This is a genomic window from Bremerella sp. JC817 (assembly GCF_040718835.1).
Classification (GTDB): Bacteria; Planctomycetota; Planctomycetia; order Pirellulales; family Pirellulaceae; genus Bremerella.
In genome coordinates this window covers 634577-661321 of the sequence record NZ_JBFEFG010000274.1, presented here as the reverse complement: position 1 = coordinate 661321, position 26745 = coordinate 634577, and the positions used below count along the sequence as shown (strand labels likewise).

24 protein-coding genes are annotated in these 26745 nt (G+C 56.3%); 8 read left to right on the top strand and 16 right to left on the bottom strand.

Annotated elements, in window-relative coordinates; genetic code table 11:
- Positions 1-19: 19 nt before the first annotated feature.
- From mqnE to ubiE, 4 genes are all read right to left on the bottom strand, one after another.
- Entirely contained in the window at positions 20-1171 is a 1152-nt protein-coding gene (mqnE, locus tag AB1L30_RS16915) for an aminofutalosine synthase MqnE (protein WP_367014586.1), read from the bottom strand.
- A 116-nt stretch (positions 1172-1287) separates the two neighbouring features.
- Positions 1288-2196, bottom strand: a complete 909-nt coding sequence (locus tag AB1L30_RS16910) for a UbiA-like polyprenyltransferase (RefSeq protein ID WP_367014585.1) — start codon at positions 2194-2196, stop codon at positions 1288-1290.
- Complete coding sequence (locus AB1L30_RS16905; RefSeq protein WP_367014584.1) at positions 2189-2842, bottom strand: flavin prenyltransferase UbiX; 654 nt, start codon at positions 2840-2842, stop codon at positions 2189-2191. The genes AB1L30_RS16910 and AB1L30_RS16905 overlap by 8 nt, the downstream gene beginning before the upstream one ends.
- Positions 2839-3513, bottom strand: coding sequence for a bifunctional demethylmenaquinone methyltransferase/2-methoxy-6-polyprenyl-1,4-benzoquinol methylase UbiE (ubiE, locus tag AB1L30_RS16900; protein ID WP_367014583.1), 675 nt, complete (start codon positions 3511-3513; stop codon positions 2839-2841). Before ubiE ends, AB1L30_RS16905 begins: the two co-directional genes overlap by 4 nt.
- Positions 3514-3981: 468 nt before the next feature.
- On the opposite strand from ubiE, the gene rpmE reads away from it, so the two are divergent.
- The 3 genes from rpmE (at position 3982) to prmC (ending at position 6345) form a co-directional block, all read left to right on the top strand.
- Positions 3982-4212 carry a 50S ribosomal protein L31 gene (gene rpmE, locus AB1L30_RS16895; protein ID WP_345086761.1) on the top strand — a complete coding sequence of 77 codons (231 nt, stop codon included), beginning with the start codon at positions 3982-3984 and terminating at the stop codon, positions 4210-4212.
- Positions 4213-4345: 133 nt separating this feature from the next.
- The gene (prfA, locus tag AB1L30_RS16890) at positions 4346-5422 is read left to right on the top strand and encodes a peptide chain release factor 1 (RefSeq protein ID WP_367014582.1); all 1077 of its coding nucleotides are present in this window, start codon (positions 4346-4348) and stop codon (positions 5420-5422) included.
- A gap of 44 nt (positions 5423-5466) precedes the next feature.
- The gene (gene prmC / locus AB1L30_RS16885) at positions 5467-6345 is read left to right on the top strand and encodes a peptide chain release factor N(5)-glutamine methyltransferase (protein ID WP_367014581.1); all 879 of its coding nucleotides are present in this window, start codon (positions 5467-5469) and stop codon (positions 6343-6345) included.
- On the opposite strand, the gene AB1L30_RS16880 is transcribed toward prmC, so the two are convergent.
- From AB1L30_RS16880 to galE, 4 genes are all read right to left on the bottom strand, one after another.
- A complete protein-coding gene (locus AB1L30_RS16880) occupies positions 6342-7637 on the bottom strand; it encodes a GGDEF domain-containing protein (protein ID WP_367014580.1) in 1296 nt (431 codons plus the stop codon). The genes prmC and AB1L30_RS16880 overlap by 4 nt on opposite strands.
- A 114-nt stretch (positions 7638-7751) precedes the next feature.
- Entirely contained in the window at positions 7752-8768 is a 1017-nt protein-coding gene (locus AB1L30_RS16875) for an HD domain-containing protein (RefSeq protein ID WP_367014579.1), read from the bottom strand.
- Positions 8769-8846: 78 nt separating this feature from the next.
- Positions 8847-10067, bottom strand: coding sequence for a 1-acyl-sn-glycerol-3-phosphate acyltransferase (locus AB1L30_RS16870; RefSeq protein WP_367014578.1), 1221 nt, complete (start codon positions 10065-10067; stop codon positions 8847-8849).
- Between the two features lie 36 nt (positions 10068-10103).
- Complete coding sequence (galE, locus tag AB1L30_RS16865; RefSeq protein ID WP_367014577.1) at positions 10104-11087, bottom strand: UDP-glucose 4-epimerase GalE; 984 nt, start codon at positions 11085-11087, stop codon at positions 10104-10106.
- A gap of 209 nt (positions 11088-11296) precedes the next feature.
- Here galE and xerD point away from each other — a divergent pair, with 209 nt between their 5' ends.
- Positions 11297-12238 carry a site-specific tyrosine recombinase XerD gene (gene xerD, locus AB1L30_RS16860; RefSeq protein ID WP_367014576.1) on the top strand — a complete coding sequence of 314 codons (942 nt, stop codon included), beginning with the start codon at positions 11297-11299 and terminating at the stop codon, positions 12236-12238.
- Positions 12239-12278: 40 nt separating this feature from the next.
- On the opposite strand, the gene AB1L30_RS16855 is transcribed toward xerD, so the two are convergent.
- The 7 genes from AB1L30_RS16855 to AB1L30_RS16825 all read right to left on the bottom strand — a co-directional run bounded on the left by AB1L30_RS16855 (position 12279) and on the right by AB1L30_RS16825 (position 21517).
- On the bottom strand, positions 12279-12782 hold the full coding sequence (locus tag AB1L30_RS16855) for a biopolymer transporter ExbD (protein ID WP_345086744.1): 504 nt from the start codon (positions 12780-12782) through the stop codon (positions 12279-12281).
- 17 nt (positions 12783-12799) lie between these two features.
- On the bottom strand, positions 12800-13249 hold the full coding sequence (locus AB1L30_RS16850) for a biopolymer transporter ExbD (RefSeq protein WP_345086742.1): 450 nt from the start codon (positions 13247-13249) through the stop codon (positions 12800-12802).
- A 45-nt stretch (positions 13250-13294) separates the two neighbouring features.
- Entirely contained in the window at positions 13295-14113 is an 819-nt protein-coding gene (locus AB1L30_RS16845) for a MotA/TolQ/ExbB proton channel family protein (RefSeq protein WP_345086740.1), read from the bottom strand.
- 240 nt (positions 14114-14353) lie between these two features.
- Positions 14354-15370 (bottom strand): hypothetical protein, encoded by a 1017-nt coding sequence (locus tag AB1L30_RS16840; protein WP_367014575.1) that lies wholly within the window; start codon positions 15368-15370, stop codon positions 14354-14356.
- A 69-nt stretch (positions 15371-15439) separates the two neighbouring features.
- A complete protein-coding gene (locus AB1L30_RS16835; RefSeq protein ID WP_367014574.1) occupies positions 15440-18601 on the bottom strand; it encodes a hypothetical protein in 3162 nt (1053 codons plus the stop codon).
- Positions 18602-18863: 262 nt separating this feature from the next.
- A complete protein-coding gene (locus AB1L30_RS16830; protein ID WP_367014573.1) occupies positions 18864-20951 on the bottom strand; it encodes a hypothetical protein in 2088 nt (695 codons plus the stop codon).
- Between the two features lie 65 nt (positions 20952-21016).
- Positions 21017-21517, bottom strand: coding sequence for an RNA polymerase sigma factor (locus tag AB1L30_RS16825; RefSeq protein ID WP_367014572.1), 501 nt, complete (start codon positions 21515-21517; stop codon positions 21017-21019).
- Between the two features lie 362 nt (positions 21518-21879).
- Between AB1L30_RS16825 and AB1L30_RS16820 the strand changes: the two genes are divergently transcribed.
- The 3 genes from AB1L30_RS16820 to mdh all read left to right on the top strand — a co-directional run bounded on the left by AB1L30_RS16820 (position 21880) and on the right by mdh (position 25573).
- The gene (locus tag AB1L30_RS16820) at positions 21880-22998 is read left to right on the top strand and encodes a hypothetical protein (protein WP_367014571.1); all 1119 of its coding nucleotides are present in this window, start codon (positions 21880-21882) and stop codon (positions 22996-22998) included.
- Positions 22999-23020: 22 nt separating this feature from the next.
- Positions 23021-24442 (top strand): hypothetical protein, encoded by a 1422-nt coding sequence (locus tag AB1L30_RS16815; RefSeq protein ID WP_367014570.1) that lies wholly within the window; start codon positions 23021-23023, stop codon positions 24440-24442.
- A gap of 186 nt (positions 24443-24628) precedes the next feature.
- Positions 24629-25573, top strand: a complete 945-nt coding sequence (gene mdh, locus AB1L30_RS16810; RefSeq protein WP_345086726.1) for a malate dehydrogenase — start codon at positions 24629-24631, stop codon at positions 25571-25573.
- Between the two features lie 130 nt (positions 25574-25703).
- Here the strand turns inward: mdh and AB1L30_RS16805 are convergent, their stop codons facing one another.
- Positions 25704-25856: a hypothetical protein gene (locus tag AB1L30_RS16805; protein ID WP_367014569.1), complete on the bottom strand. Its 153-nt coding sequence runs from the start codon at positions 25854-25856 to the stop codon at positions 25704-25706.
- Positions 25857-25909: 53 nt separating this feature from the next.
- Between AB1L30_RS16805 and AB1L30_RS16800 the strand changes: the two genes are divergently transcribed.
- The gene (locus tag AB1L30_RS16800; RefSeq protein WP_367014568.1) at positions 25910-26653 is read left to right on the top strand and encodes a hypothetical protein; all 744 of its coding nucleotides are present in this window, start codon (positions 25910-25912) and stop codon (positions 26651-26653) included.
- Positions 26654-26745: the final 92 nt, after the last annotated feature.

Genomic DNA, 26745 nt, shown 5'->3' with positions numbered 1-26745 from the left:
AGACCGGGCCTTTCGCGGCTTAGTGAACTTCGACTGCTTCGCCGGTGGTCCACTCCGACATGTTGTCGGGGTTGCGTTCGACGCGATTGTAAACCGTGTCGCGTTCGACCGGTTCGCGGCCTGCTTCAGTGATCAAACGCTTGATGTCTTCGACCGACATCACTTCAGGCGTGGTCGCACCGGCATCGTGGTAAATCAACTCGTGACGAACGGTACCGTCGATATCGTCCGCACCGTACGACAACGCCGTTTGAGCGGTGCCGATACCGAGCATGATCCAGTAAGCCTTGATGTGCGGGAAGTTGTCCAGCATCAAACGCGAGACCGCCATCGTTCGCAGATCCATTATGACCGAAGGCTTCTTCAGCTTCTTGAGTTCAGCCAGTTCGGTGTTATCTGGATGGAAGGCGAGTGGAATGAACGTCTGGAAGCCGCCTGAGATGTCCTGAGTTTCCCGCAGACGAATCAGGTGGTCGATGCGGTGATAGGCGTTTTCGATGTGCCCATACAGCATCGTGGCGTTCGTCTTGATTCCCATTTCATGAGCGGTGCGATGGATCTCGTGCCACTTGCCGGTGTCGGCCTTGTGTTCGCAGATCTGATCGCGGACTTCACGATGGAAAATTTCGGCACCGCCACCTGGCATGCTGCCGAGGCCTGCGTCGCGGAGGACTTCAAGCACTTCGCGAACCGACTTCTTCGTCAGGAACTCGAACCAGTTGATTTCAACGGCGGTCCAAGCCTTCAGGTGCAGCTTCGGGAAGGCATCGTGCAAGATCTTCACCATGTTGACGTACCAGTCAAACTTCTTCTGGTGATGAAGGCCGCCGACGATGTGCATCTCGGTGCAACCGTTGTCGACCGCTTCCTGACCGCGAGCGAGGATCTGTTCGTCGCTCATCACGTACCCGCGCGGATCGCGAAGGTCAGCGCGGAAAGCACAGAAGTTGCAGCGATAGACGCAGATGTTGGTCGGGTTGAGGTGGGTGTTGATATTGTAGTAGCCGAAGTTGCCGTTCTTCCGCTCGCGAACCATGTTGGCCAACTCGCCCACTTCGTTCAGTGGAACGTCGTCGCGATAGAGGAAGACGCCTTCGTCCAGGTTCAAACGTTCGCCGTTCTCGACCTTCTTGCCGATGGTATCCAACGAAATTTTGTCAGCTCGAATCATTTCAGGTCGCTTGATCCAAATTTGAGAGGGAACGTTTTGTCTGGCTTCTTAACCGCGTTAAACGGGTGATTCGTAACTGCTATGGTCGCCGTTTGCCCCATTCGCTGCAAGGCGGGTCAGTTCCAAAGCAGGTCGATGCTCGTGAAAAGAAGCACTCCCACACCAATCACCGTGTTCACATGGAAGAACGCGAGATTTACTTTCGAGAGGTCGCTCGGGCGAACTAGCAGGTGTTCGTACACCAGCAACGCAGCAACGGTCGCCAACCCCAGCCAATAAATCAAACCCAACTGAGGTGCCGCCAACGGCAGGGTGGCAAACGCCAGCACCGCCAGAAGATGACTGACCGCAGCGATACGTAAAGCACCTGGAACACCGAACTTAGCAGGCACGCTTCGCAGCTTGGCGTCGCGATCGAAATCGGCATCCTGGCAGGCATATATGATGTCGAAACCAGCCACCCAGAAGAGGACACCCAGGCCGAGCGCTGCCGCTGGAAGGATGTCGGTGGGATGTTTCAGGACAATCTCGCCCCGAATAGCGACCCACGCACAAATGGGGGCCAACATCAACGAAATGCCCAGCCAATAGTGGGCGAAAGCGGTGAAGCGTTTCGTATAGCTGTAACCGCATAAAAAGGCGAGCACTGGGACCGACAACGCCAGCGGCAGCCAGTTCGGCCAGAACAGCAGTGTCGAGGCGACAAAGACGATGCTGCAGACCAACGTGAACAGAACCACGCTCTGAACTGAGAGCAGTCCGGCCGGGATATGCCGCGTGGCGGTTCGCGGGTTCTCGGCATCGATTCGGCGATCGACCAGACGATTGAACGCCATCGCCGCGCTTCGGGCAAAGACCATGCACAGCAAAATCCCCAGCAGGGCCTGCCAGGTCAACTGAACCGTTTCCCCTGCCGGTGCTGGAATCGCCCAAGCCATGATCGTCGCCAACAGCGCGAAAGGCATGGCGAAGACGGTGTGGCTGAACCGGATCATTTCCAGGATATGGCGAAGTCGCTCAGGCATCTTCTCCCCAGCGTTGCATCAAGGCGTGTGGAATTTCGAGTTGGTCCAGGATCCGTGCCACCATAAAGTCGATCAAGTCGTCCAGCGATTCGACTCCGTGGTACCAGCCCGGCATGGCAGGCATGACGACCGCCCCCGCTTCAGCCGCTTTGCGGAGGTTGTCGATGTAGCCGAGCGAAATCGGTGTTTCTCGGGGGACCAGAATGAGTTTGCGGCGTTCTTTCAGGTGAACTTCCGCAGCTCGTTGGATCAAGTTGGTGCAGTTGCCATGCACGATGCCTGCCAGGGTGCCGCCGGAACATGGACAAACCACCATGCCCGCCGAGCGTGCCGAACCACTCGCCATCGGGGACATGAAGTTGCCGAAATGGTAATAGCGAAGCGTGCCTGGCTTCGTGGCCTGGTTCTGTCTGGCGGTCTCGGTCAGACGCAGATCGTCGGCGGGGATGCTGTCGGTTACGAGCGTGGTCGGGTCGAAGCTATCGAGTTCAAGCCGAATGCCCAACTCTTGCTGGAAGACCGTTTGCCCCGATTGGCTGATCGAAAGCTGCACGTCGTGACCGCTATGGTACAGCACGTTCAGCAGTCGACGGGCATAGACCGCTCCGCTGGCTCCGGTGATTGCCACGACGACTGGCAAGCTCATTTTGTCCCCACGTAAAGTGTGGCCACGCCGAAGGTGAAAGGCTTGAAGAACACATCTTTCAGCCCGGCCGAACGCATCTTCACGGCGAGTGCTTCGCCATGCGGAAATTCGCCCACGCTGTCAGGCAGATACTTGTAGGCGTCTTGCTTGTTCTGAGCCAATGCCTGGCCGACGCGTGGCAAGATGTTCTTAAAGTAGAACTGGTATACACCTCGGAACGGCTGCCAACGCGGCTGCGAGAACTCGAGCACCGCGACCTTTCCGCCAGGGCGGCAGACGCGTGTCATCTCTTGGAGCCCGGCATCGGTGTCGGCCACATTTCGCAGACCGAAGGCGACCGACACGATCTGGAAGGTATCGTTCTCGAAAGGAAGCTGCTGAGTATCGGCTTCCTGGAAACGAACCTGGCCGTTGATGCCAAGTTTCTCTTTCTTCATCTCGCCCACTTCCAGCATCTCGGGGCAGAAGTCGGTGGCTTCGATTTGAACCTTGCCGCCAGCGGCTTTCCAATAGGCCAGTGCCAGGTCGCCGGTCCCGGTGCAGCAATCCAGAATGGGGCTATCGCCGGTCGGCGGGACGATCTTCACGGTTCGCCAGCGCCAGTACTTATCGATGTTCATCGAAAGCAGGTGGTTCATGCGGTCGTAGTTGCCCGCAATCTCCGAGAACATCTGCCGAACTCGGGTACCCGATTTATCAATCGCCATGCGTCGTCAGGCCTGAATTGTCTTAAATCTAAGGGACTAAACTGCTTAATCTACCGGAAATGGCTACCCATGGTAACACGCCCCCAAAAGTGAATTCCCGCAGGCCAATCGGGACCGGGTGACCTCTCGACGGCATAGGGACGCAGGCAGATTCGCTGCTCTGCCCCAGAAATTACCTTCCCGAGGCGTTGCTGGAAGCCAATTTTGATCGCGAGGTAAGTGCAACAATCACAATGGTTTGAGGCTTTATCAGACCCACAGCGTGATTTCGTGGTCACGGCGGTGGCAGGTATCTGGGGGCGAATCGCCCCGTGGGGACCTATCTGCGATTGTCTCCCTTGTCACCGAGCGCTATAATCGTAGGTTTTCCAGCACATCAGGGGAACGGACTAGCGAAGGGCTCGTCCGCGAACTTGCCACGGAGCGAAGGTCATGAAAGAAAAAATCCACCCCAAATATCAGGAAGCCGTGATTAAGTGCGGCTGTGGCAACTCGTTCACCACGCGAAGTACCCGCAAGGAAATCGTGGTCGACGTTTGCAATGTTTGCCATCCGTTCTACTCCGGCAAGGAACGTTTCGTCGACTCGGGTGGTCGTATCGAAAAGTTCAAGAACAAGTTTGCCGGCAATTACGCCAGCTTGGCAAAGAAAAAGAAGAAGTAGCTTCTTCCAATCTGAATGTCACTTGCACGCGAGAATCCTCTGCTGAGGGCTCGCGTGTTTTCGTAGAATCTCACATTCAACGGCCTGACGCGTTTACTTCTTTGGTCAGGCCAACCTCAGGAAGACGCTTCTCATGCGCGACATCTTGGAAGAAAAGCTCGCTCGGTTCGAGTTCCTCGAAAAGCAGATGAGCGACCCCGACGTGTTGTCTAATTCGTCGATGATGGCCAACGTGGCACGCGAACATGGTTCGTTGGCACGTCTTGCCGGTCGCTATCGCACGTTCAAGAACATCGTGGGCGAAATCGAAGACGCGCGCGAGATGATCGACGGCGACGACGCCGAGATGGCCGAACTGGCCGAAGCCGACCTGATCGAATTGAAGGCGAAGCGTGAGAAAGTCTGGCACGACTTGCTGGACATGACCATCGGTGGCGAAGACGCCAACCGCGACAAGATCGTGCTCGAAATTCGTGGTGGTACAGGTGGCGACGAAGCTGCTTTGTTTGCTCGCGACTTGTACGAAATGTACAAACGCTACGCGGAAAGCAAAGGCTGGAAGTACGAGATCATGGAATCGAATCCGACCGAACTGGGCGGGTTCAAGGAAGCGATCATCTCGGTTGCTGGCGAAGGCGTTTACCGGGAAATGCAGTACGAAAGTGGCGGTCACCGCGTGCAACGTGTTCCGGAGACGGAAACCAAGGGCCGCGTTCACACTTCGGCTGCCACCGTCGCTGTGATGCCGGAACCAGAAGAAGTCGAATTCGAGCTGAACGACGCCGACTTCACCGTCGAGCGTTACGCAGCCAGTAGCGGTCCTGGCGGTCAGCACGTCAACAAGACGGCATCGGCCGTCCGTCTGATCCATCAAGAGACCGGCATCATCGTGCAGTGCTGTGAAGAACGTAGCCAGCACAAGAACTTCGATCGTGCTTTGCGTCTGCTCAAGACCAAGTTGTACGATGCCCAGCGCGCACGAGAAGCGAAAGAGCGTGCGGACCATCGCAAGAGTTTGGTCGGTTCTGGCGACCGTAGCCAGCGCATCCGCACCTATAATTTTCCTGAAAATCGCATCACCGACCATCGCATCAACCTGACGCTGTACAAGCTCGATCAAGTGATGGCTGGTCAGTTGCAACCGGTGATCGACGCTTTGATCGATCACGACCGCGAAGAACTGCGTGGCTCGATGGGAGACCTCGACTAAGCCGCGCAGTCCCTTGCTTTCCCCTTTTGGTGAAAGAGCCCCCAATGTCGACTGCCGAACCATGGACGATTGGCCGTCTGTTAAACTGGACAACAGACTATCTCACCTCGAAAGGGAGTGAAGAGGCTCGCCTCGAAGCGCAGTTGCTCTTATGCCATGCGCTCAACTGCCAGAAGATTCAGCTCTATACCCGGTTTGAAGAAACGGTCGACGAAGACAACCGGGCCAAGTTCCGCGAACTGGTCAAGCAGCGGGCTGCCGGCATTCCGGTTGCCTACCTGTTAGGGGACAGCGAGTTTTACTCGATGGCGTTCGAGGTGACGCCTGATGTCTTGATCCCTCGTCCCGAGACCGAGCACCTCGTTATCGAGACACTCGATCGCATCAAGGGACGCTCAGGCGAATCGCTGCGTTTGTTGGAACTGGGAACCGGCAGCGGGATTATTGCCGTCTCGATTGCCAAGCACGCACCGAGGGTTACCTGCCTGGCGACTGACATCAGCGGCAAGGCCCTGGTAGTCGCCCAGCGTAACGCCACCAAGCACAAGGTTGACGATCGCATTGAGTTCGCCGAAGGAGATCTCTTTGCCGCGGTGCCGGATGGCGAGAAGTTCGATTTCATCGTCAGTAATCCGCCGTATGTCGCGGAATCGGAACGCGCGATGATGGACGCCCAGGTCATTGCTCACGAACCGCATCTGGCGCTGTTTGCACCGGAAGAGGGAGCGGCAGTGCTACGCCGGATCCTGGAAGAAGGAGCCGACTATCTGAAGACTGGCGGGTGGATGCTGCTGGAGTTCAGTCCGATGATTGCCCAGAGGGTTGCCAAGATCGCCGAAGAGACCGGCAACTACGAGCAGATTTCTATCGGGAAAGACCTGGCACGCCACGATCGCTACCTGGTCGCTCGTCGCACGCCTTAGTGTTGAGCGACGTGAACCACCTTCGCGCGCACCGAATACTCAGGCGGATCGATTGGTTGAGGTCCGCTGCCTTCGTCGATGAAGGTGCGGTTGCGGCCATTCTTCTTCGCCGTTCGTAGAGCGGTCATCGCTCGGCTGAAAAGCTTCGGCACGCTGTCGTTCGGTTTGGCTTCAGTCACGCCGGCACTCAAACGCAGCTCTAGCTCTTCGCCATCGAACTCGAACGCGGTACCGTTGATCGTCTGGCGAATCCGTTCGACGGCACTCGTTGCCCCGCGCGGACCGACGTCGCCAAAGAACAACAGGAAACGTTGGCCTTCCAGTCGCATCGCGAACTCGAAGCCGCGATTGGTGCGGATTAGTTCGGAAATGTACTTGCCAACCGAGGCAATGATCAAATCGCCCACTTCTGTTCCGAGCCGTTCGTTCAATCGGCGGAACGCATCGATGTCGACAATCGCGATGCTTAAGGCACGCTCGCGGCGGATGTCGTCTCGCCACCACTCGAACAGTTTGCATTCGATGCCGGTACGGTTGTAGAGCCCGGTCAGCGCGTCGACCTTCATGCCATGGTCGATCGTTGCCAGGCGCTTTTCAGCGCGAAGCACGGTGACGATGGTTTCGGTCATCTTGTCACGCAGGTCGTGGGCCAGATCGATCAGGCGTCCGATTTCCAGGATCAGCTTGCGGCACGTATCGGAAAGGTTGTTCTCGAAATCGAGTTGCTGCAAGTTGCTGAGGGTCGTTTCGATCTGAGCTGTTTGCTCGAACAGCGTATCGCACAAGCGGCGACCGACATCCGAGTAAGAGCCGAGGCCTCCCTGCGATCCATCTAGATGCTGAGCCGCTTCGGCCTGCTTATCGAGCCAATCGACATTCACCATGTCCACTTCGTCGGCGATGTCGTGTAGGGCATCTTCGGTTGGCTGATACCAGGTCTCGCGCAGCTTGTTTTCAATTTCAATCATGCGGGCCCGGTAACGTCCGATTTCCAGACGCAAGACCTGGGCGGTTGCTTCAACCAGACCGTTCGCTTCGACCGATTCTGCTTGCAGCACGGCCAGATATTCATAAGGAATAACTTCTTCGGGCGGCGGTAGCTTTTGCGTCGAACTGCTTCCGTCCGTTCGTGACACAGGCTGCGGTTCGTTATCGAGTTCGCTCAAGAAGATCTCGGCATTCTCGATGGTGACGATCGCCGGCTGATTTTGAATCAGTTGCCGGACGCGCACGGCGGCGCAGAATCCGATTAACAGATTCGCTGCGATCATCAGTATGAGAAGCAGAAACATCTACGTGGCCTTGCTGCACAATTCTTTCGAGTGCTAACCATCCATTGGATGGGTCAAGTAAACGTAGACCACGTTCTGTGACTGGCGAATCAGGTTGCGGAAAATCTGGTGGAATTATGCCGATGTTTCCGGTTCTGCCGGCAATTCCCCCCGAAAGACACGTCGCCCGAAAGGGTTCCTTCGTGGCAAAAAGGAACCTTGGTCTCCCTCCTGCTCCATCGCCGCGGCCAGCCGAAACATGTTTCCGTCAAGTTGATCGGCCCAATAAACCAGGTTGGCTTCCCAGGTCATCGGAGATTTCGGGCTTCCATGATCAGGGCCACCTTGATGGCTGACGACCAGGTGTTCAAGCCGTACGAGCCAAGGGCCATCGACTTCCAATTCGCGTGCCGTGTCGCGCACCAGATCACGGCCGAGCAGGATGTGCCCGATCAGTTCGCCAGGGATCGTATACGCCGTGTTGGCGACCTCTTCGTCCAGTTCCCACAGCTTGCCGATATCGTGGAGTAAGGCACCGGCGATCGCCAGTTCGCGCGTCAAAGTATCCCGCAACGAGGCATGCAGTCCACGATAAGTGTTGAGCAAATACAAAACATTTCGCGTCACGCTGTAAACATGCTCGAGAAACCCGCCAGCATAGGCATGATGGTGTCGCATGGCCCCCGGCATTCCCGCGAGCCGCTCTCGATGCGTTTGATAAATGGTCGTCACAAGCTGATGGAGATCCGGGATTGTGATTTCCTGATCGATGACGTTCAGCAGTTCGTCAAACAACTCTTGTGGGTCGTCGGCGGAAACGGGCTGGCAGAGGAGGGGATCGAAGCCTGCTTCATGGTCATCATCACCGACTTCGCGAAGCATCGAGATCTCGATCTTGCCGCCGAGGGTCGTTTCGCTGAAGCGGCCACGAATTTTGTAGAAACGACCCACGGTCCATTGGTCGCGGCAGGGAAGTTCGTGTGGCGATCCTTCCCAGATCACGGCCGCTACGTTGCGGCGGGCATCCCGAAATTCGAGCGAATAGTAAGGGCGACCCTGCCGGGTAAGACCACGTTCCTTCTTGAACAACTGAGCGAAGAAGTCGGCATGTTGTCCATGCTGAAGTTCCGACAGTGGCATCGTCTGAATCATGGCAGCCCCCAAGTGCAATTTACCAGAGATGGATTGGCGATCCCATCTTAAGAGGGGGCATGGCAGAACGCCAGCAATTTATGCGGGAGTGTACAGCTTCGATTCTTGACCAAGGCTTGTGAGCATCGTTTGAAGCCGCTTACGGAGTTCGACCATCAGGGGGTCTTCTTCTGCTTTGGGCCGACGTTCGGTACCCACCGCAATCGGGTGATCGACCTCGATCACGACGTGCAGCATGCCATGGTGAGTGGTGACATCTTTCAGGTCTTCCTCGTAACGTTCGACCGTTTCCAAAAGGCGGTCGATGCTGGGGTAATCGCGAACGTAGTTGGCGACGTAGCACGAGATCTGCTGGGCAACGTAAATATCTTCCAACTGCATCCAGCGGCGGGCACGTTCTTCCGCAGAGACTTTACCTGCGATCATGTCCGGCAGCATTCGCGAGCGTAGTGCTTTGATGCGCGGCAACACATTGCCTTCGCCCGGCTCCTGTAGCCACTCGCGTTCGAGAGGGTGCAGGATTTGATCGATCAGTTCGCGGGTCCGGGCTTTCATTTCGACCGGATTGCGAGGATGCCCGAAGTAGCGAATCTCTTCCAGGCAAAAGAGCCCCTCGCCAATGCGTTCAATCCGCTCCAGCAACGGAAGCTCTTCCAGAGTCCGCCAACCCAGGCGAAACTCGAGTTCGTGAAGCACAGGTTTCAGCGTCGCTTCAATATCACCCTGAAAATGATACTTGATGCCGATGGGATGGATAACGGTTGCCCCGCGCCCTTCCTTCTCGCGACGCTTGGCGGCCGACCGAGCGATGAATGCAACTCCGTCCAGAAGCGAGTGCAGGTGATCGTTCGTGCGGGTGGTCGAGCCTTCCGGAAAAAGAACCAGTGGGCGATCGGCTTCGACCATCACATCGATGGCCGTGGCGATCGACTTTCGATCGGTCCCTTCCCGATAAACGCTGAAGCCACCCATGATATGGATCGCCCAAGCCTTCAGCCAACCTTGGTTGAAAAGATGCCAACTGGCCATCGAGTAAAGGTTGCAATCGACTTCGCGCGCCAGAAAACCGAGCACCAGCGGATCGGACACGCGGGAATGATTAGGAGCCAGCAAAACCCCATGCCCCGCATCGAGCGATTCCTTCAAACGCTCTGGATAGCGAACCTCGTACGAAGCTACTCCTTCGTATTTGCGAAGGTAGATTCCGTAAAGGTTGAATCGCTGAATGATAGCAGGCCACCAGGTGCCCCGATGGGGAGGCACAAACTGGTAGGGCTTCTCGATGATGATGTTCTGCATGGGTGAGCGAAGGCTTTAGGGCCTGCGCTGAGGCTGTTATTTTGCGTATCCATGGGGGTGAGACTGATGCCAACGCCAGGCAGTTTCAATCGTCTCGCGAACGTCCAAGTACTGCGGTTGCCAACCGAGAATTGTATGGGCTTGCGTGGGATTGGCTACCAGGGCAGGGGGATCCCCCTCGCGTCGAGGCGCCATTTCGGTTGGAATTTCGTGCCCTGTGACATCGCGACACGCGTCAATGATCTCCAGCACGCTCACACCACGTCCGGTGCCGAGGTTCAGTTTCAGGCAATTCCCTGGGGTGATCTGCTCCATGGCCGCCAGGTGCGCATCGGCGAGATCGTCGACATGGATGTAGTCGCGGATACAGGTCTTATCGGGGGTGGGGTAATCGTCGCCGAAGATGCTGATCGATTTTCGCTGACCTAAGGCAACCTGCAGCACCAGCGGAATCAAGTGTGACTCGGGCGTGTGGTCTTCGCCAATATCTCCATCCGGGGAAGCCCCGGCGGCGTTGAAGTATCGCAGGGCAGCGAACGACATGCCATAGGCATGGGCGTAGTCTTGCAAAGCGTGCTCGATCGCGAGCTTCGTGAACCCATAAGGATTGACCGGACTCTGAGGGAACGATTCATCGATCGGGGACGAAGCGGGAATGCCATACGTCGCGCAGGTGCTGGAAAAGACAATCCGCGGCACATCGGCCGCTCGCATGGCATCCAGCAGACTGAGCGTTCCAGTGATATTGTTCTGATAGTACTTCGCCGGATTGGTGACCGATTCGCCGACCAGGGCGAACGCGGCGAAGTGGATGACCGCTTCGATCTTGTGCTGCTGCATGGTCGCGGTCAGTCGGTCCGTTTCGAGGAGGTCTCCTTCGACCAGGGGAAGCTTCGAGACGGCATCGCGATGGCCAGCCGAGAGATTGTCGTAGACGACGACGTCGTGCCCGGTTGCGGCCAATTTTCGGGCCGTGTGGGATCCAATGTAGCCCGCTCCACCAACCACTAGCACTCGCATCTTCACTTCCTCGATGTTTGCTGAATTCAATCGTTGACGTTGTGGCAGGTCCGCTACACCACGGGCTGTGCCACGATTCTGTCGAATCGAACCCCTACGATCAATACGACCGGAATCTTCGTTTGCCAGCTCGGCTCGGCCGCATTTCAGGCCGACAACAAGAATAAGCCAGGTTCTGTCCTTTGATTCAAAAGTAGCTTGGGTTCTCGATGAAACGAAAATTAAAGCTCAAACTCAAGCGACCGCTCCCTCAGCCTCAGGGGGAGCGAACCGAGCGGTTGATTGCGTCGATGGTCACTTATTTGACGACCGAATGTCACCTCTCGAATAACACCATCCAGGCTTATACGCGAGATCTTCGACGATTTCGGACATGGGTCGGCCCCAAAAATCCGACAACGCTGACCATCGCGGAACTCTCGGACTATGTTGCCTGGCTGCACGATCAAAACCTGGCCCCCGCTTCGGTGGCCCGGCATATCATCTCGCTGAAGGTCTTCTTCCGCTATCTGCAGTTGGAAGGGGTGATGCAAGACAACCTGGCCGAACTGCTAGGTTGCCAGAAGCTGTGGCAGAAGATTCCTTCCGTCATCCCGCCTTACCAGATCGACAATTTCCTGACCGCTCCGTGGAGTGAAGATCCTTACTGGCGACGCGATCGAGCGATTCTGGAAGTGTTGTACGCGTGCGGCTGCCGTGCGTCAGAGATCGCTGGACTGAATGCCAGCGACATACATCTGGAAGAGCAGTTCTGTCGGCTGCATGGAAAAGGGAACAAGCAGCGGCTGGTTCCGCTGGGTGAAAAAGCGGTTGCCGCGTGCGAACTCTATTTAAAAGAAGAGCGTCCCAAACTGGCCAAACGAGGCTTTGGTTCGCCGGCGTTCTTTCTGACTCGCACTGGACGACCTCTTCGCCGCGAGGCGATTTGGGAGATGGTCAAAAAGTACGCGCTGCGAGCCGGAATCGATCCGAATGTCAGCCCGCATACCTTGCGGCATAGCTTCGCCACGCATCTGCTGGCGGGAGGAGCCGATCTTCGGCAGGTCCAAGAGTTACTGGGGCATGCCAGTATAGCGACCACGCAGATTTACACGCACGTCGACCAGACGCGCCTAAAAAAAGTTCACGCCGCGTTTCATCCGCGAGCGTGAACTTCAGGTTGGAATCGATGGGCTGACCAGGTCGCCGTGACTAAGCACCGGCACCGGGAGCGAACTTGATCTTCTCGACCAGTTTCTGGACTTCGCCAGTCTTCGGGTCGACTCGGCCAGTCACCGCGGTGATGGCACGAATCACATAGTGATAATGCAACTGGAAGTCAGCATCGATTTCGATTTCCGATTCTTCCTGGGCCGAGCTAGGGCCGTCGGAAACGCCGATTTGCTGGACGATGGCATCCTGCAACTGGGCGAACTTTTCCTGCACGTTGCCATCGAAGGTGGTGTTGTTCAACGCCACCGATTGCAACGCACCATTCGGGCCTGCGCGAAGTTTCAGTTTCAAAGGGACCTGCAAACTAGTGCTAGGTGCCCCTTGGGCCGCTTGCGGCATGTTGATGTTGAAGTCACCTTCCATCGCGACGATTTTGAACGTCATGATGAAAAAGACGAGGAGCTGAAACACGATGTCGATCATCGGTGTCATCGGCACATCGATCTTTTCTCGTCCGTGGACTTCGTTCTTGCGAAGTTTCATGAACCTAACCGTTCACCTTAGTAGGGGACTTTTTCCTTGGCACGCAAAGCGAACTTCTCGAAGCCGACATCCTGACAAAGCTTGATGGTCTCTTGCACTTTGCCAGTCTCGACGAACGAGTCGCCACGAATGATGACGGTCACGTTTTGGGCACCGCCATCTTTCCCTTTGAACTCGTCCGCAATCTGCTTCTCGACCACCAGACGCGGACGCAGGCTATCGAGCGTGAAGTCGTTGCCGTCGAAATACACGTTGCCATTCTTATAGATCTGCAACGTGATCGCGTTCTCGAACGGTACTTCCGGCGGCTTGGCGAGTTCGCTTTCGGGGAGCTTAATCTCTTTGTTTTGATCGGCCTGCGTAAAGTTGATCAGCACCATAAAGAAGGCGATCAACTGGAACGTCATGTCGATCATCGGGGTCAGGTCCCCCTCGAGCATCTCCCGCTTTTTCTTATGGATCTTCATTCGCTATGTCTTATCGCTGAAGAGATCGGACGGAAACAACGGGACTTACTTGCCGACGTTTTGGAAACGGCTCATCAGGCCTTCGCTGGTGATACCGACTTCCAGGGCCAGACGGTCAACTCGGTTGCGAAGGATGTTGTAAGCGGCGATCGCTGGAATGGCCAAAGCCAGACCGACCAGCGTGGTGAACAAAGCGGTCGAAATACCATTGGCCAGCTTCGAGGCTTCCGGAGTCGAACCACTTTGGGCGATCACGCTAAACGAGCGAATCATACCGTCGACCGTGCCGAACAGGCCGATCATTGGGCTCAGCGTGCCGATGAGGGCGAGGTAGCTCAAACGGTGATCGAGCTTCATGTTCTCTTCTTCGCCCACTTCCTGCATTGCTTCGATCGCCTTGTCGTAGCCGAGCGAAACCTTTTCGAGGCCAGCCGACAGCACCTTGCCGAGGAACGATTCGTCTTCCTTGGCCATGTCGTAGGCTTCCTGGACCTGGTTTTCTTCCAGGCAGGCTTCAAAGCTTTCGACCAATGCCAGCGGCACGACGTTTTCGCGGCGGGCATTCATGATGTTCATCACCAACAGGGCGACGAAGATGATCGAGATGCACATGAAGATCCAGAAGTAATAGCTCAAGGCCTCGAAGACCCAAGCGAACAGGCTCTTGGCTTCTGGTGGGGCAGGATCGTTGCCGGCGGCCGGAGCAGCAGCCGGAGCGTCTGCCGCAGGGGCCTCGGCTGCTGGAGCAGCGTCTCCGCCTGCGTCCTGGGCGGTAACCGACTGCGTGGAAAGAAAAACACCCAGCATCAATGCGACGGTGGCCACGCAGAAGGAAAGGGAATAGGCATGAGGTCGACGCAACATTGGGTTCTCCAAACTTTGGCGAATAGCTGAGCTAGGTTTGTGATTTTGGAAGTGAGTGTAAGAATGCGCACTTGGCCCTCCCCTGGAAAGAAAGGGAAGAGAAGGCCGAGGAAAAGAGGTGAATCGACTAGAATGACTCGTATTCTAATTGGGTAATTTCACCCCGAAAAGCATCCGCACGGTGAGTTTGCCGGCGTTTCCGGTCAAACTCACCCATTTAATCGTTCTCACCAACGAGAATTATTGCTTGTTGGCCCAAGTGCTGCCCGGATATCGGTCATTCAGCAGGTTTCGGGCATCGGTCGCACGATCGGGATCGTTGATCTGCTTCCAGAGATTGGTCAGGTAATACAACGCTTCCGCGTGAATTTCGGGATCGGTATAGAACAAGATGTCAGTGTGCAGGTAAGCCAGCAAGGCGTCCTTCGGCTGGTTCGACTTCAAGTAGCACAGGCCCAACGCGTTGTAAGCACGGCCGAACAGTTCTTTGTCTTGAGGATCGGCGTTGTCGACGACCTTCTGAGCCAGTTCGATGCCTTGCTTGGCGTCGCCCGACGAAGCGAGTGCCTTTGCCTTACCGACGGCAGCAAAGTTCTTCTGGCGAGCGGCACCGGCGACCGATGCGTTGGTGCTGAGAACCTGATCGAAACGCTTTACGGCGTCGGCACCTTTATCCTGGGCCAAGAGTGCACGACCTTCCAGGACGAGGGCCGACATCTTGTAATCTGGCCAGGGAGCGTTGGCCAAACCACCGTAGTACTTGGCAGCCGATGCGTAGTCGCCACTGCTGACGGCGATGTCACCTAGCATGCGGGCCACGTCGTAGAAATGGAAGCTGTTGGTGGCACCACTGGCGAAGCCAAGCAGAGCCTTCGAGGCCGCGGCACGATCGCCGGAACCGGCCAGGGCCAGCTTGCCCATCGAATAGGCTCGCAGGAAAGCGATTTCCTGATTCACCAGTTCGTTGTTACCTGCTTGTGCGTTCTGCAGCTTTTCGATGGCGTCGGCGAACTGGCCGTTCTGAACCATTTTGCGAGCGGTCTTCACGTCGAACGGTTCCGCGTCGAGCGCGATTTCGATAATCTCGTTCGTCGGAATCTCGACCGGAGATCCACCCTTGTTCAGTTGCACGGCATCTTTGGTCGAGCTGACGATCGTGCCGGTCTGCGAACCGCTTTCCGTACGAACCGAGTCGGCCAGCACGGGGCTGCCGGCGACAAGGGCCATGGCGACTGCCTGGAAAAGAATTTGACGCATGTTTATTGCTCCTCGAATAGATCGATTTTGATCGGGAAAAGGTTGGGGTGAAACGGCGGCTCTATCAGACTATTTTTCGAGTCCCTTGGCTTCGCCGGTCAGGTCTTTCTGGATCTTACGCATTAGCGTATCGAACTTCTTGAACCACACTTCACCACCCAGTGACTTGTCGAACGACTGGGTCGAATAGATGTCTTTGGCAGCCGCGGCCAGATACTGCTTCTTCTTGTCATCGCTCGTTTGAGCCAAGGCGAACTGATAACGGCACTCGGCCAGGTAGTATCGCGATTCGAAGAAGGTATCGCGGAATGGCGATGGATCGGCACCGGCCTGGGCGTAGCGAGCCAGCAGCGATTGCAGGCGTCCCCAACCCCAGATGACATTCCGCTTGGTTTCCGGATCTTGTTCGGCACCCATCAGCGACTGGTAGAACGCCTTCGAGTCACCGCCGTTGAGGCCCCACAGATAGAACGTCTTGGCCGCTTCGACCTGAACGTTGACCATCATGTTGCTTTCCTTCAGCACGTCGGTGAAGGTGGCGATCGCTTTGTCGTATTCGCCGATTTCACGCTGAGCCATCGCGACGCGGACACGCACCTGTTGGATCATCGCAGGATTGATCGAGCCCTTAGCGGACTGATCTAGGATCTTGTTGTAGGCGGCAATTGCTTGGGTATAGAACGGCTTGGTGTCCCCAGTAAAGCTTGGATCTTCCGAGAAGCTTTGGCCGAGGTTGTAGAACGTTTCACCAACCCAGTTCAGTACATTGGGCTCGGTGCTGGAATCGCCGACCCGCGTCAGAAACTGTTCAAAGGCCTTTGCCAGCGAAAGCTTGGTGGCTGGGTCCGCGTTATCGAGTTGGCTCTTCAGGTCGTTCGCTAGCGAGATGTAGATGGCGACCAACTGCTTTTGGCTGTTGGCATCGTTGCCGGCCAGCGTCTTGAGCTGGGCCATGGCTTTCTCGGCGCTGGCCATCAACGACTCGGTCTTGGCCGGATCTTTGGTGGTTGGCAGGGCCGAGATGTAAGCTCGCACGGCCGCCTTGTAGATCAACTGATCGATCCCAGGCTTGGCGACCGCTGGGCTCTTCGATTCGATCAGCGTCATCAAGCCAACCTTCGGCTTTTCGAGCAGTTCGATCGCTTTCTCCGGTTGACCGACGTCGGTGTAGACCTGAGCCAGCGACAACGCACCCAGCACATAGGCATAATCGGCTTCGCCACCCTGGTAGCTGCTCACACCGGACGACAGGATGTCTTCCGTCTTCTTTTTGATCTCAGCCAACTGCTCTTCGGTTGGCACACCCATCAACTGCGGATCGGCCTTCGCCTGACGACGGAGGGCATTGCCGTTAAGGAACAAGTTCCAGTAAGTCTGACCAACTTTCAACTGGGCATCTGCCTTGGCAGCGGTTCCGTCACCGATCTTGGAGACCGATTCTTCCGCGGCGGCCAACATTGCTTTTTGCTGTTCCCAGCTCAGCTCTTTCGAGCCCGCTTGTTGCAGTTGGAAACCGATGAGAGCCAGCAGAGCCTGACCTGCTTCTTCCGAATCGGGCCAGGTCTTCACCATGAAGTCGGTGGTGTCTTCCACCAGACCCAACTCAAATGCTCGGTTGTCGGCAGGGGCCGATTCAAACAATCGCAGGGCACATGCCAACGCCATCTTCGAGCATGGCTTGGCACTTGGGCTGTTCGGATAACGCTTCGCGACGAAGGTTGCCCGGGTGTAAGTGTCCCAGTAATCGGCATCCTGGAAACCGAGGAACGACAGGAAGTAGTGGACCCCGTTCACTTCGTCCGAAGGAACATCGCGATCCGCCAGCAACAATGCTTTCTGGAAGTAGGCATTGGCCTTGCTGAACGACTGTTGAATCGTTTGTTCTTCCGTTTCGATCTGCGAAGTCAGTTCGTCCTTGGCAGCTTTGTCTTTCGTCTTGGCCAAGTCTTCTTTCATCTTGTTCACGGCGAAGCTTTGAGCGTTAGCTTCGGTGATCAGATCGCGACCGGCGGTGACCGCTTCCTGGAAGGTCTTTGGTTCCGGAATCTCTTGAACGACCGCGTCTTCGCCTTGCAGAGCGGTTCGCAGTTCCAAGGCTTCCTTCTGGTAGTCGCTGGGGAATTTTGAGACATCGACTGCCAGTTTCAACGCTTCGCGGCGGTTATCGCCACGAGCCTTATCTTTGTTGTCGCGACCATCGGCGTCTTTCTTGTAGGCCTTGGCAACGATCAGTTTCATCTGCAGCCAGTCTTCGGCACGTTGTTGATTCGGACGAAGTTGCTGCTGGCTCAACCAAGGAGCCAGATCGCTGATAACCTTACCCGGTTCGTCTTGGCCCATCCAGATTTCCGCCAGGCCGATGGCACCCTTCAGCTTCACCTGACGGAACTGTTCCGGCTGATCACCCAGCAGGAACAAGTCGTCTTTGTAGATCGCGATGGCTTCTTTGTTCTTGCCCAAGGCTTGCTGAGCCTGGCCTTCGTAGAGACGGGCATACAGACCAGCCAGTCGGGTCTTGTACTTGCTGTAGGTCTCGCCGAATTCTTTGGCGGCTTGCTCGAGTTGCTTCTTGCGGTTCGGATCTTTCTCCGGCAGCGTCTTAGCCATCTCGAAGAGGCAGTTTGACGCGAGCAACTGGGTTTGAATGTACGAGGCCCGCATCTCGTCGCGGAACTCGATCTTCTTGGCATCCTTGGATGGATCAAGCACTTTGCCCAGCGAGTTCAGCGTATCGCGGATCTTGGTGTTGGCCGCTTCGTAAACCTTGCGAGCTTCGTCGTAGTTCTTGCGAGCCGAGACGAGGTAAGGTTCTTTGTCTTCTGGCTTCTCTTGGCGACGAGCACGCGCTTCGGCCAGACGAGCCTGATCGGAAAGAACGTTACCGCGCTGGATCGTGGCGTCGATGACGCGATCGCTTTCGGGGTTGTCTTTCAGGAACTTGGCCAGGTTGGCGGCCGCCGAACTGAGCATCGCTTCGCGAGCATCGAGGTTCGGGCTTTGGCGCGCGGCTTCGATCTCGGCGATTGCCTTACGATAGTCGAGCGTCTTGCGGATGTCTTCCGGCAGGCTCGGCGACTTGGCCATCGAGTCGATGTACCAAATGGCCTGCTCCTGAAAACCGCGATCCAACAATCCGTTGAAGAACTCGTCGAACGGTTCGGCCGCATGAACGACCGGGGCCATGGCCATCAACAGGCCGGAAGTGAGAAAAAGCTGCTTAATCATCCGCATCGATTTCATCCTCTGAGACAAGGCGAATCCTCCACCTGGACAAGGACTTCTCGGAATAAACCGGTACCTGTGGGGCACGCTGGAATGTTGGGGCGAAAAGGTTGATTGTCCATGTCTGTGCATGGGCTGACAAATGAGATCAGGCCGGCACAAACACCTTAAAGAAGAGATGGGGGAAGAGGTGATGTTCCTTTGTTTCAAATTATCGGCTCAGCGTTGACGCTTCAAGACTGGCCGTTCATGGGCGAACTTTCATCGTGATCTAATCAGGCAGCCCAGGCAACAGGAGTTCCAGACGAGGAAAGCTCGCATGTTGCTTAAAAGCGGGATTCAACGATGAAGTCCAATTTTCTAACTCGTCGGTCGTGTTGCCACGGCGACGCGAAAAGTACGAATTCTGGTGCAATGCCAGACATTGCTCGGTCAGTTGTGCGGCTTGCAGCGACATGGGGGTAGCCTGCCACGACGAGGCGAATTGCAGCCGGCTGACCTTCTGGCTCGCCTTCTGAAGCTTTCCGTCGGTGTCGTGCCAGGTCAAGTCGATCGTGGCGACATCGTTCGGGCCGTCTTCCGGTAAGACTAGTTCAAACAACAAGGTCGCGCTCTCGCCCGCGTGGATTTCCCGCGTATGCGAAGTGGCCACAAAATCGCCACCAACTGGCTGATATCCGATCAGGCGATACTGCCCGACCGATTTCTCGTTCCATTTGACAGTGACTTCGGCATCGGTTCCGAGCAAGGTCGAAGCCCCATGCACTTGTTGATCCAGGAAGCGGTTCAAGCGACGCAGCGAGTTCGTCACCAGCCATCGGCCCATTCCATCCAGCGCTGCCGGGGGAGGGAGGATCGACGAATAGTTCTCGTTTTCAAGTTGGATCCAGGCGAAGTCGATGCCTTGCTGCGAGGCGTTCTCGATCAGCGGACGTAACTGGCGATTGGTGGCCTGATCGAGCGATGGGAAGCGATCGGAAAGCACGATCAGCGGGCGACGAATGTCACCAAAGCCTGGCTTTGTCAGCGAAGTTGCCGCGGCGAAGCGAATCCCTTCGGCGAGATTCGAGGTTTGGCCTGGCTCGATCTGGTCGAGCGCGGCGAACCATTGATCGCGATGGTCGAGCGTCGCGTCTTCAATCAAGGCGTAAGGAAACTCCGACATCACCACCAGGGTGAGTGTGTCGTGCGGTTGCAGATTTTCGATCGTTTCGCGCAGGGCAATCTTGACCGGCATCCAGGTCCGCAAGGCATGCTCTTCGTTCTCTGGCGGTGTGATGGCAATCGTCAGATGGACTGGCGAGCGATCTTTCGGATCGGCCGAGCCACCCACGACACCCACTTGCAGAAGCTGCGTTCCAGCACGAGCGAATACGGCGGGACCGGCGGCGGTACGAAGTTCCACTTTGCCTGGCTGACCAGGGACATAGAACTTGCCGGTCGCCGATAGCCATTCTTCGGTGCGAGCATTTTCGAGCAATTCTGGCGACCAGGGACGTTCCGAGAAGACAACGTTCTCGAAGCTTTCCTGCGAGGTCGTCACGGCAACTTTCGTCGCCCGAACGGCCGGATCTTGCGGGGAAGTAAAGGGGTGGCTTGCCTCGCGAAGGAGGAAGTCGCGATCGTACTGCTTGGTTTCGGGGAAGTAGGTGACCGGCGAACTATTGGGCAAGATCATCTGAGGCAAACCAAACGACGAAGCCACGGCGGGGTTCGCACCGAGTGGCTGCCAACGCATTAGAAATGTGTTCGCGAGCAGGTCGTGCGGAAGTTCTTCTGAAAGCGAGTGGATGTTCACCGATTGTGGAGGCGAAGCGAGCGACGCCGGCAAGCTAACTTGCGAGAGCGAAGGAGCAAGCAGATTCGCTTCCGCCAATTCGGTCAGGTTCGGGTCCGATACGCTTTGGGCAACTTCATCGTTGGTAAGCCCGAGCCATTCTAATTCCAGTTGCGATTCCGTCGGAGTCGCAAGAGCCAGATGATTGGCAACCGGATCGGTCGTGACGTCATTCTTGGCGAGGCCGTCGTTCTGCTGCATTTGCAGCGTCCAGCCAATACCAAAGGCAACGAGAATCGCGGCCGCAGAAGCCCACATGGCAACTGCCCAGGCAATACTTGGCTGCCGCTGAGCACCGCTGCGTTCGCGAATACTGCGTGTGACCAAGACGGGAGTGCCGGCGATCTGATGCAACTGAGGCACCAGGTTATCGGGGATTTCGACCGCCGAAAGCTGGGCATCCAACGCTGCGTCGATTTCCGCAGCTTCGGGAATGCGCTGGAGCCGAGCTACGAGATCGCCTGGGACAGGCACCTCTCGCAGTTGTCGCTCGAGTTCGAATTCGTGGTCGGATGGATTCACAGTGTCAGGATATCGTTCGATACGTTATTCAAGGGAAACCCGATCAAGCCGAAGCAATTGTCGCTTCAGGAGGGAGATCGGGTTGATAACTCTTGGTGCAGTTTTTTTCGGGCGCGACTCACGCGGGAAAGGATCGTACCGAGAGGGACTTCCAGCAGGTCGGCTGCCTCCTGGTGGGTCAGTTCACCCACGACCACCAACAAGATGGCCTCGCGAAGTTCGCTCGACAGGCTTTGCAGGGCGGCCTGCATCTCGTCGCTGAAGCCTTGTTCGGGCTCTTGCGGCGCTTCCAACTCGGGCGTGGTTTCGTCGTGATCGGAAAGAGGCATCGGCTGCTTCTTTCGCCGCCATCGGTCAACAACGCGTCGACGTAAGATGGCGATCAGCCAGGCCCGCTCTCCTTTGGTGGCGTCGAATCGATCTCGGCTGTCCCATACCGATCGAAAGGCGTCTTGAACGACGTCTTCAGCATCGTGCCGGTTGCCCATCAAGCGGAACGCCACGCGGTAGAGCGTGGGACCATGCTGGTCAACCAATCGGTGAAACTGCTCGGCAGAAAGAGCCAACGCACCCTCCGAGGGAAGAACTGAAAGAGGTAAATCTGCGAGACCGGAGCCAGGCAGAGCCCGTCGAACAACTCCTCCTATCTAACGCTTCGTGGCCTGTCGCCAGGATTATTCCCGTTAAGAGGAGCGTATTTCGAGATAAAACCCATGATACCATAGAGTTCAGGAAACGGCCGCGAGATTGGTAGGAGGCTAATTTCCTGCTTCGGTTGTTGCTGTATCTCTTGGTGGTCTTTAGATTTAAGAAAAACGATCGTTGATCCGTTGTTTAAACCGTACTCCGCCTTTTGGCGGGATGGTTCCTAAAGTCGCTCCGTTTGCCCAAATCAAGCAGCCGTCTGGGTGTCCGCTATAATTCCCGCATGTACTCTTCCAACCCACCATCGTCGAAACCACCTCGTAAGCCGGCCCGGAATTACTTTGCGCGGGGCGAGCAGCTTCGTCTGCTGATGCTGGTCGGCTCGTTGGGGCTGGTGATTATGCTCATGGCACGTGCGGCCGACCCGCAAACCTGGAAGTGGATTGCCCCGGACAATGCTGAGGTCGCTGATCAGTCTGGGGATGGACTGACGCCGGTGCCCGCCGAGCAGATTCGCGTTCCACGCCGGGCCGTCGCGGCCGATAACGGCACCGAGGGCGAGTTCCGCATGGTGGCAGATCGACGGCCGGCGACTCCCTACACGCTGGGCTCGAAGAAAGAGGAAGCGAAGAACGAAGCCAAAACGGAACGCTGGGCCACTGACGAGGCGTTGGCCAACGTCGAGGACAGCAGCCCGTTCCGTTCGGTTGACTTCGATGCGTGGGCTCAGATCTTCGATCGTCTGACGGAAGCGAACGCGAAAGACCTCTCGGCCGAAAACGCTCCGCCAGCGCAGTTCAGCCAGTTGTTCCAACAGTCGAATCTTTATCGCGGAAAGCTGGTCACGGTCAGTGGAACTATAAGACGCTGTGTGAAATTGCCGCCGAATCCATTGGATGAACGTGCAGGCAATTTGTGGCAGATGTGGTTGTTCTCTGGCGCGGACTCTTCGCCGATGGTGGTATATTGCATGAACTTGCCCGAAGGCTTCCCGGTGGGGAACGAAATCCATCAGAAGGTTTCGTTTCAGGCGGTCTACTTTAAGAAGTGGGTCTACGCCGCGAAGGGGGGCACCATGACGGCGCCGCTACTTCTCGCTCGAAATGTCAATTGGCAGGCCGCGCCTTCGCTTCAACGCGAAATTACTTCGGCCGAAATCTACGCCGGCATCGCTGGAACTTTTGTGGTGGCCATTGGAATCGTCGGCTTTGTCTGGTGGAATAGTCGCCATCGTGACTCCCAGGTCGAACAGATGATGCGACAACGCAATCGTCAGCAGTTCGAGCAACGTGCCGACGAGATCAGCGTAGGGGCATCCGTTCGCGATCAACTCGGCGAGCTTTCAGCTCAGATGAAAAAGACCTCCTCGACAGTGGAAACGGATGAGCAGTCCCCTTCATAGTTTCAGCCGATCGATGCACTGCATGGCAGTTTTGTGGCTGTTGTTCTTTGCCTCGCATCTGTTTGCTCAAGATGGCGGCGAGCCATCGACAATGACAGAAGAGCCAGCCGAAACGCCGATGGCCGAACCCGAGCCAAGTAAGCCGGCCACGCCTGACTTCGCCAACATGTCGTCGCGTGAGTTCTTCGCGATGATTGACTTCGGTCCCAGCTATTTGGAAATGTTGATCGATGGTGAGCCGTTGGTTCAGGGCGAGCAAGAGGCCGTCATCCGCGCGGTGACTCGTTTACGTCGATTGCAACCACATCGCATCACACGTTGGCTGAACCTGGAAACGCCCTGGCAAGACTTGCTGGATAACCCCAAGCAGCATCGCCTTGACTTCTTCCTGCTAACCGGCACGGTGCAAGCGGTGCGTGAGGTTTCCGTTCCGGCCGAAGCGGTCGAGAGCGTCGGCCTGGCCACCTATTACGAAGTGGATGTGCGATTCGATGAAACCGAAGGCAACGCGCAAGGAACGATCATCGTCGAGCAGATTCCTCAGGCCTGGCGGGTCGCTTTAAACCCCGAGAAAAACGTCGTGGGTGAACGCTTCAGTTGCCCTGGCATCTTTCTGAAGTCGTACGAATTGGAAGATGGTAAGCGCGGCTATGTCTTTGTTTCGCCGAAGCTTTCGTGGCATCCTCAACAGCCAAATCCTGCCTTAGGCGTAACGCCCGCATTGGTGCGACTGGCAGAGCAGGGGATGGATATAGGTGAGCTGTCACATGTGGTTGATCGAGCCAAGTTTGAGGGGCTCGAACGCGAACCGTTTTATCAAATGATGGCGGCGGTCACGCGACTGCCAATCGATCAGCAGACGGCGACGAGCGACAAGAATGTTTCGCAGCTATTGACGTTGCCTAAGAATGGCTTGATGGTCTCGCCAGAAGCCTATCGAGGCGAATTTATTCCACTCTATGGACTGTGTCGCCGCATCACACGCATCGAAATCGATGATGAAGATGTTCGCGAGCGACTGGGGCTCGATCACTATTACGAGTTGTCGGTCTTTGTGCCGATCCCTGCACCGATTGTCTCGCAGCGTCCTGGTGATGAGTCAACACGCAAAGAGTTTGCCAATGACTATCCGGTGCTGGTGTGTGTGCCTGAGTTACCGGCCGGCTTGAAGGTAGGCGAGCAATTGCATCAGCCGATTGAAGTGGTGGGGCCCTTCTTTAAGTTGTGGGCCTATCGAACACCGTTTATGTCTCGCGAAGATTTTACCCGTCGACAGATTAGTCCTTTGTTCATTGCGTCGAATGTTCGCTTGAGTGAGCAAAAGGTTAATCTGGAAACGAATAATTTTGTGCTCGCGGTGCTGATTATTTTGGGGGTCGTGATCGGCATGGGGGTCGCTTTTGGCCTGATCCTGGGACGCAAGTCGTCGTCGCGACGTCGTTAACATGCATGGCCAAGCGGCGAAGATTTTACGCGACGCGTCAAGCCCTCTTGATAATCGCTGGCGGCTGGCCCATATTCAGCAGCAGAGCCGGATTGTTGGGCTTAACAGCTTCAAACGATTCATCTTGCGGACATGTCTTCAACCATTTTTCCCAGCCGTAGCTGGGCTTTCGAGGAGAACTCTCTCATGAAACGAGCCAAGATCACGATCGTCGGTGCCGGTAATGTGGGAGCCACCTGCGCTCACTGGTGTGCAGCCGCCGAGCTGGGCGATGTCGTGTTGCTGGACATTCCGCAGACTGAAGATATGCCCAAGGGTAAGGCTCTCGACTTGATGCAGGCCTCGCCAATCGTTGGTTTCGACAGCAATGTCGTTGGTACCACCGATTACGCCGACACCAAGGACAGCGATGTTGTCGTGATCACCGCTGGTATTCCTCGCAAGCCAGGCATGAGCCGCGATGACTTGTTGGCAACCAACGCCAAGATCGTCACTGCCGTTACCGAACAAATTAAGGCCACCAGCCCGAACTGCACGATCATCGTCGTGAGCAACCCGCTCGACGCCATGGTGCAGCAGGCGCAGAAGGTCAGTGGTTTCCCACCAAACCGCGTCATGGGTCAGGCCGGTGTTCTCGACACCGCTCGTTACCGTACCTTCATCGCCATGGAACTGGGCGTCAGCGTCGAAGACGTCACCGCCATGCTGATGGGTGGCCACGGCGATACGATGGTTCCAATGCCATCGTGCACCTCGGTTGGTGGTATCCCGGTTACGCGTCTGATGGACGAAAAGCGTCTGGAAGAAATCGTCGACCGCGCTCGTAAGGGTGGTGCTGAAATCGTCGGTCTGTTGAAGACCGGCAGTGCTTACTACGCTCCAGCCGCTGCGACGGCTCAGATGGTTGAAGCGATCGTCCGTGACAAGAAGCGTCTGATCCCGGTCGCCGCTTACTGCGACAAGGAATACGGCGTCGGTGGATACTACGTTGGTGTGCCAGTGATCCTGGGTTCCAACGGTGTCGAAAAAGTCATCGAGCTCGAACTGACCGAGCAGGAAAAGACCGACTTCCAGAAGAGCGTCGACGCCGTGAAGGGCCTGGTCGAAGCGATGGACAAGCTGTTGGCATAAGTGCCGACAGGCTTTCTTTGGGAAACGCAAGTCGTCGGAAATCCGCGGTACAGCAATAACGGTTTGTACCGTGGATAATTGGGAAGAAATTCAGAGCAACCGACGTCGCTAGCAAGATTGTTTCCCTTCTTCATTCGTGATTCAATGCTTGTTCCAACGTGGCGGCAAGGATGTCGCGCAGGACGCTCGAGTACGATTTCTCAGCGTTGGCACTACTCAGGCGAAGCAGATCAGTCAAAAAGATGGAGAGGCTGATCTTGACCCATTTGGCGAACCAAGCCACATTTGGGCTTCGCTCTCCGAACAACCAACACCGAGAGTTCTCAGAACGTTTTCATGAAACGCTTAGACACGCCAGTGCCACCTGCGACGCATTCCTCGAACCTTAGCGTCCAGCAAAGCAAAATCTACGAGTTTCGCATTCGGCGAGATTCGTCGCAAAGTTGCCCTCTTGAGCTCTTCACGCCACTGCACTACGAGCCAGGCTATGCCTATCCGCTGATCGTGTGGCTGCATGGAGCGTTCGATAACGAGTCGCAGCTTCGCCGCATTATGCCGCTGACCAGTACCCGCAACTTCGTCGCCGTCGGGCCGCGAGGGACCAGCCGTCATTCGCGTGGCAGTGGTGCCGGGATGAGCAGCTATTACTGGGCTCAAGATGAAATGAGCATCGAAGCCGCCTCGCGACGCGTCGAGACGGCGATCGAATCGGCGTCGGACCAGTTCAATATCCATGGCCGCCGCATTTTCCTGGCAGGCTATCAAGATGGTGCTACCATGGCCCTTCGCCTGGCATTGCAGCATCCTGAGGATTACGCCGGTGTGATTTCGATTAATGGTCCATTTCCGGAAGGGCATGCTCCGCTGCGGAATCTGGGACTATGCGAGAAGATGCCGATCTTGCTGATGCACTGCCACGAAAGCACCTACTACACCGAAGACAATCTTTGCGACGACATTCGCCTGGGGCACAGTGCCGGGCTGAAAATGGACGTTCGCGAGTATCTTTGCGGCGATGGCATCATGACCGACATGCTGGAAGCCATGAACGGCTGGGTCATGGGGCAAATTCTTCGCTAATGCCCTTGGTTGGCATTCAGACGCACAATCCAAAGATAAAGGCCTCAATCTTCGAGGCCTTTTTTCGTGCGCGGACGGGACTGCCTGGCGCC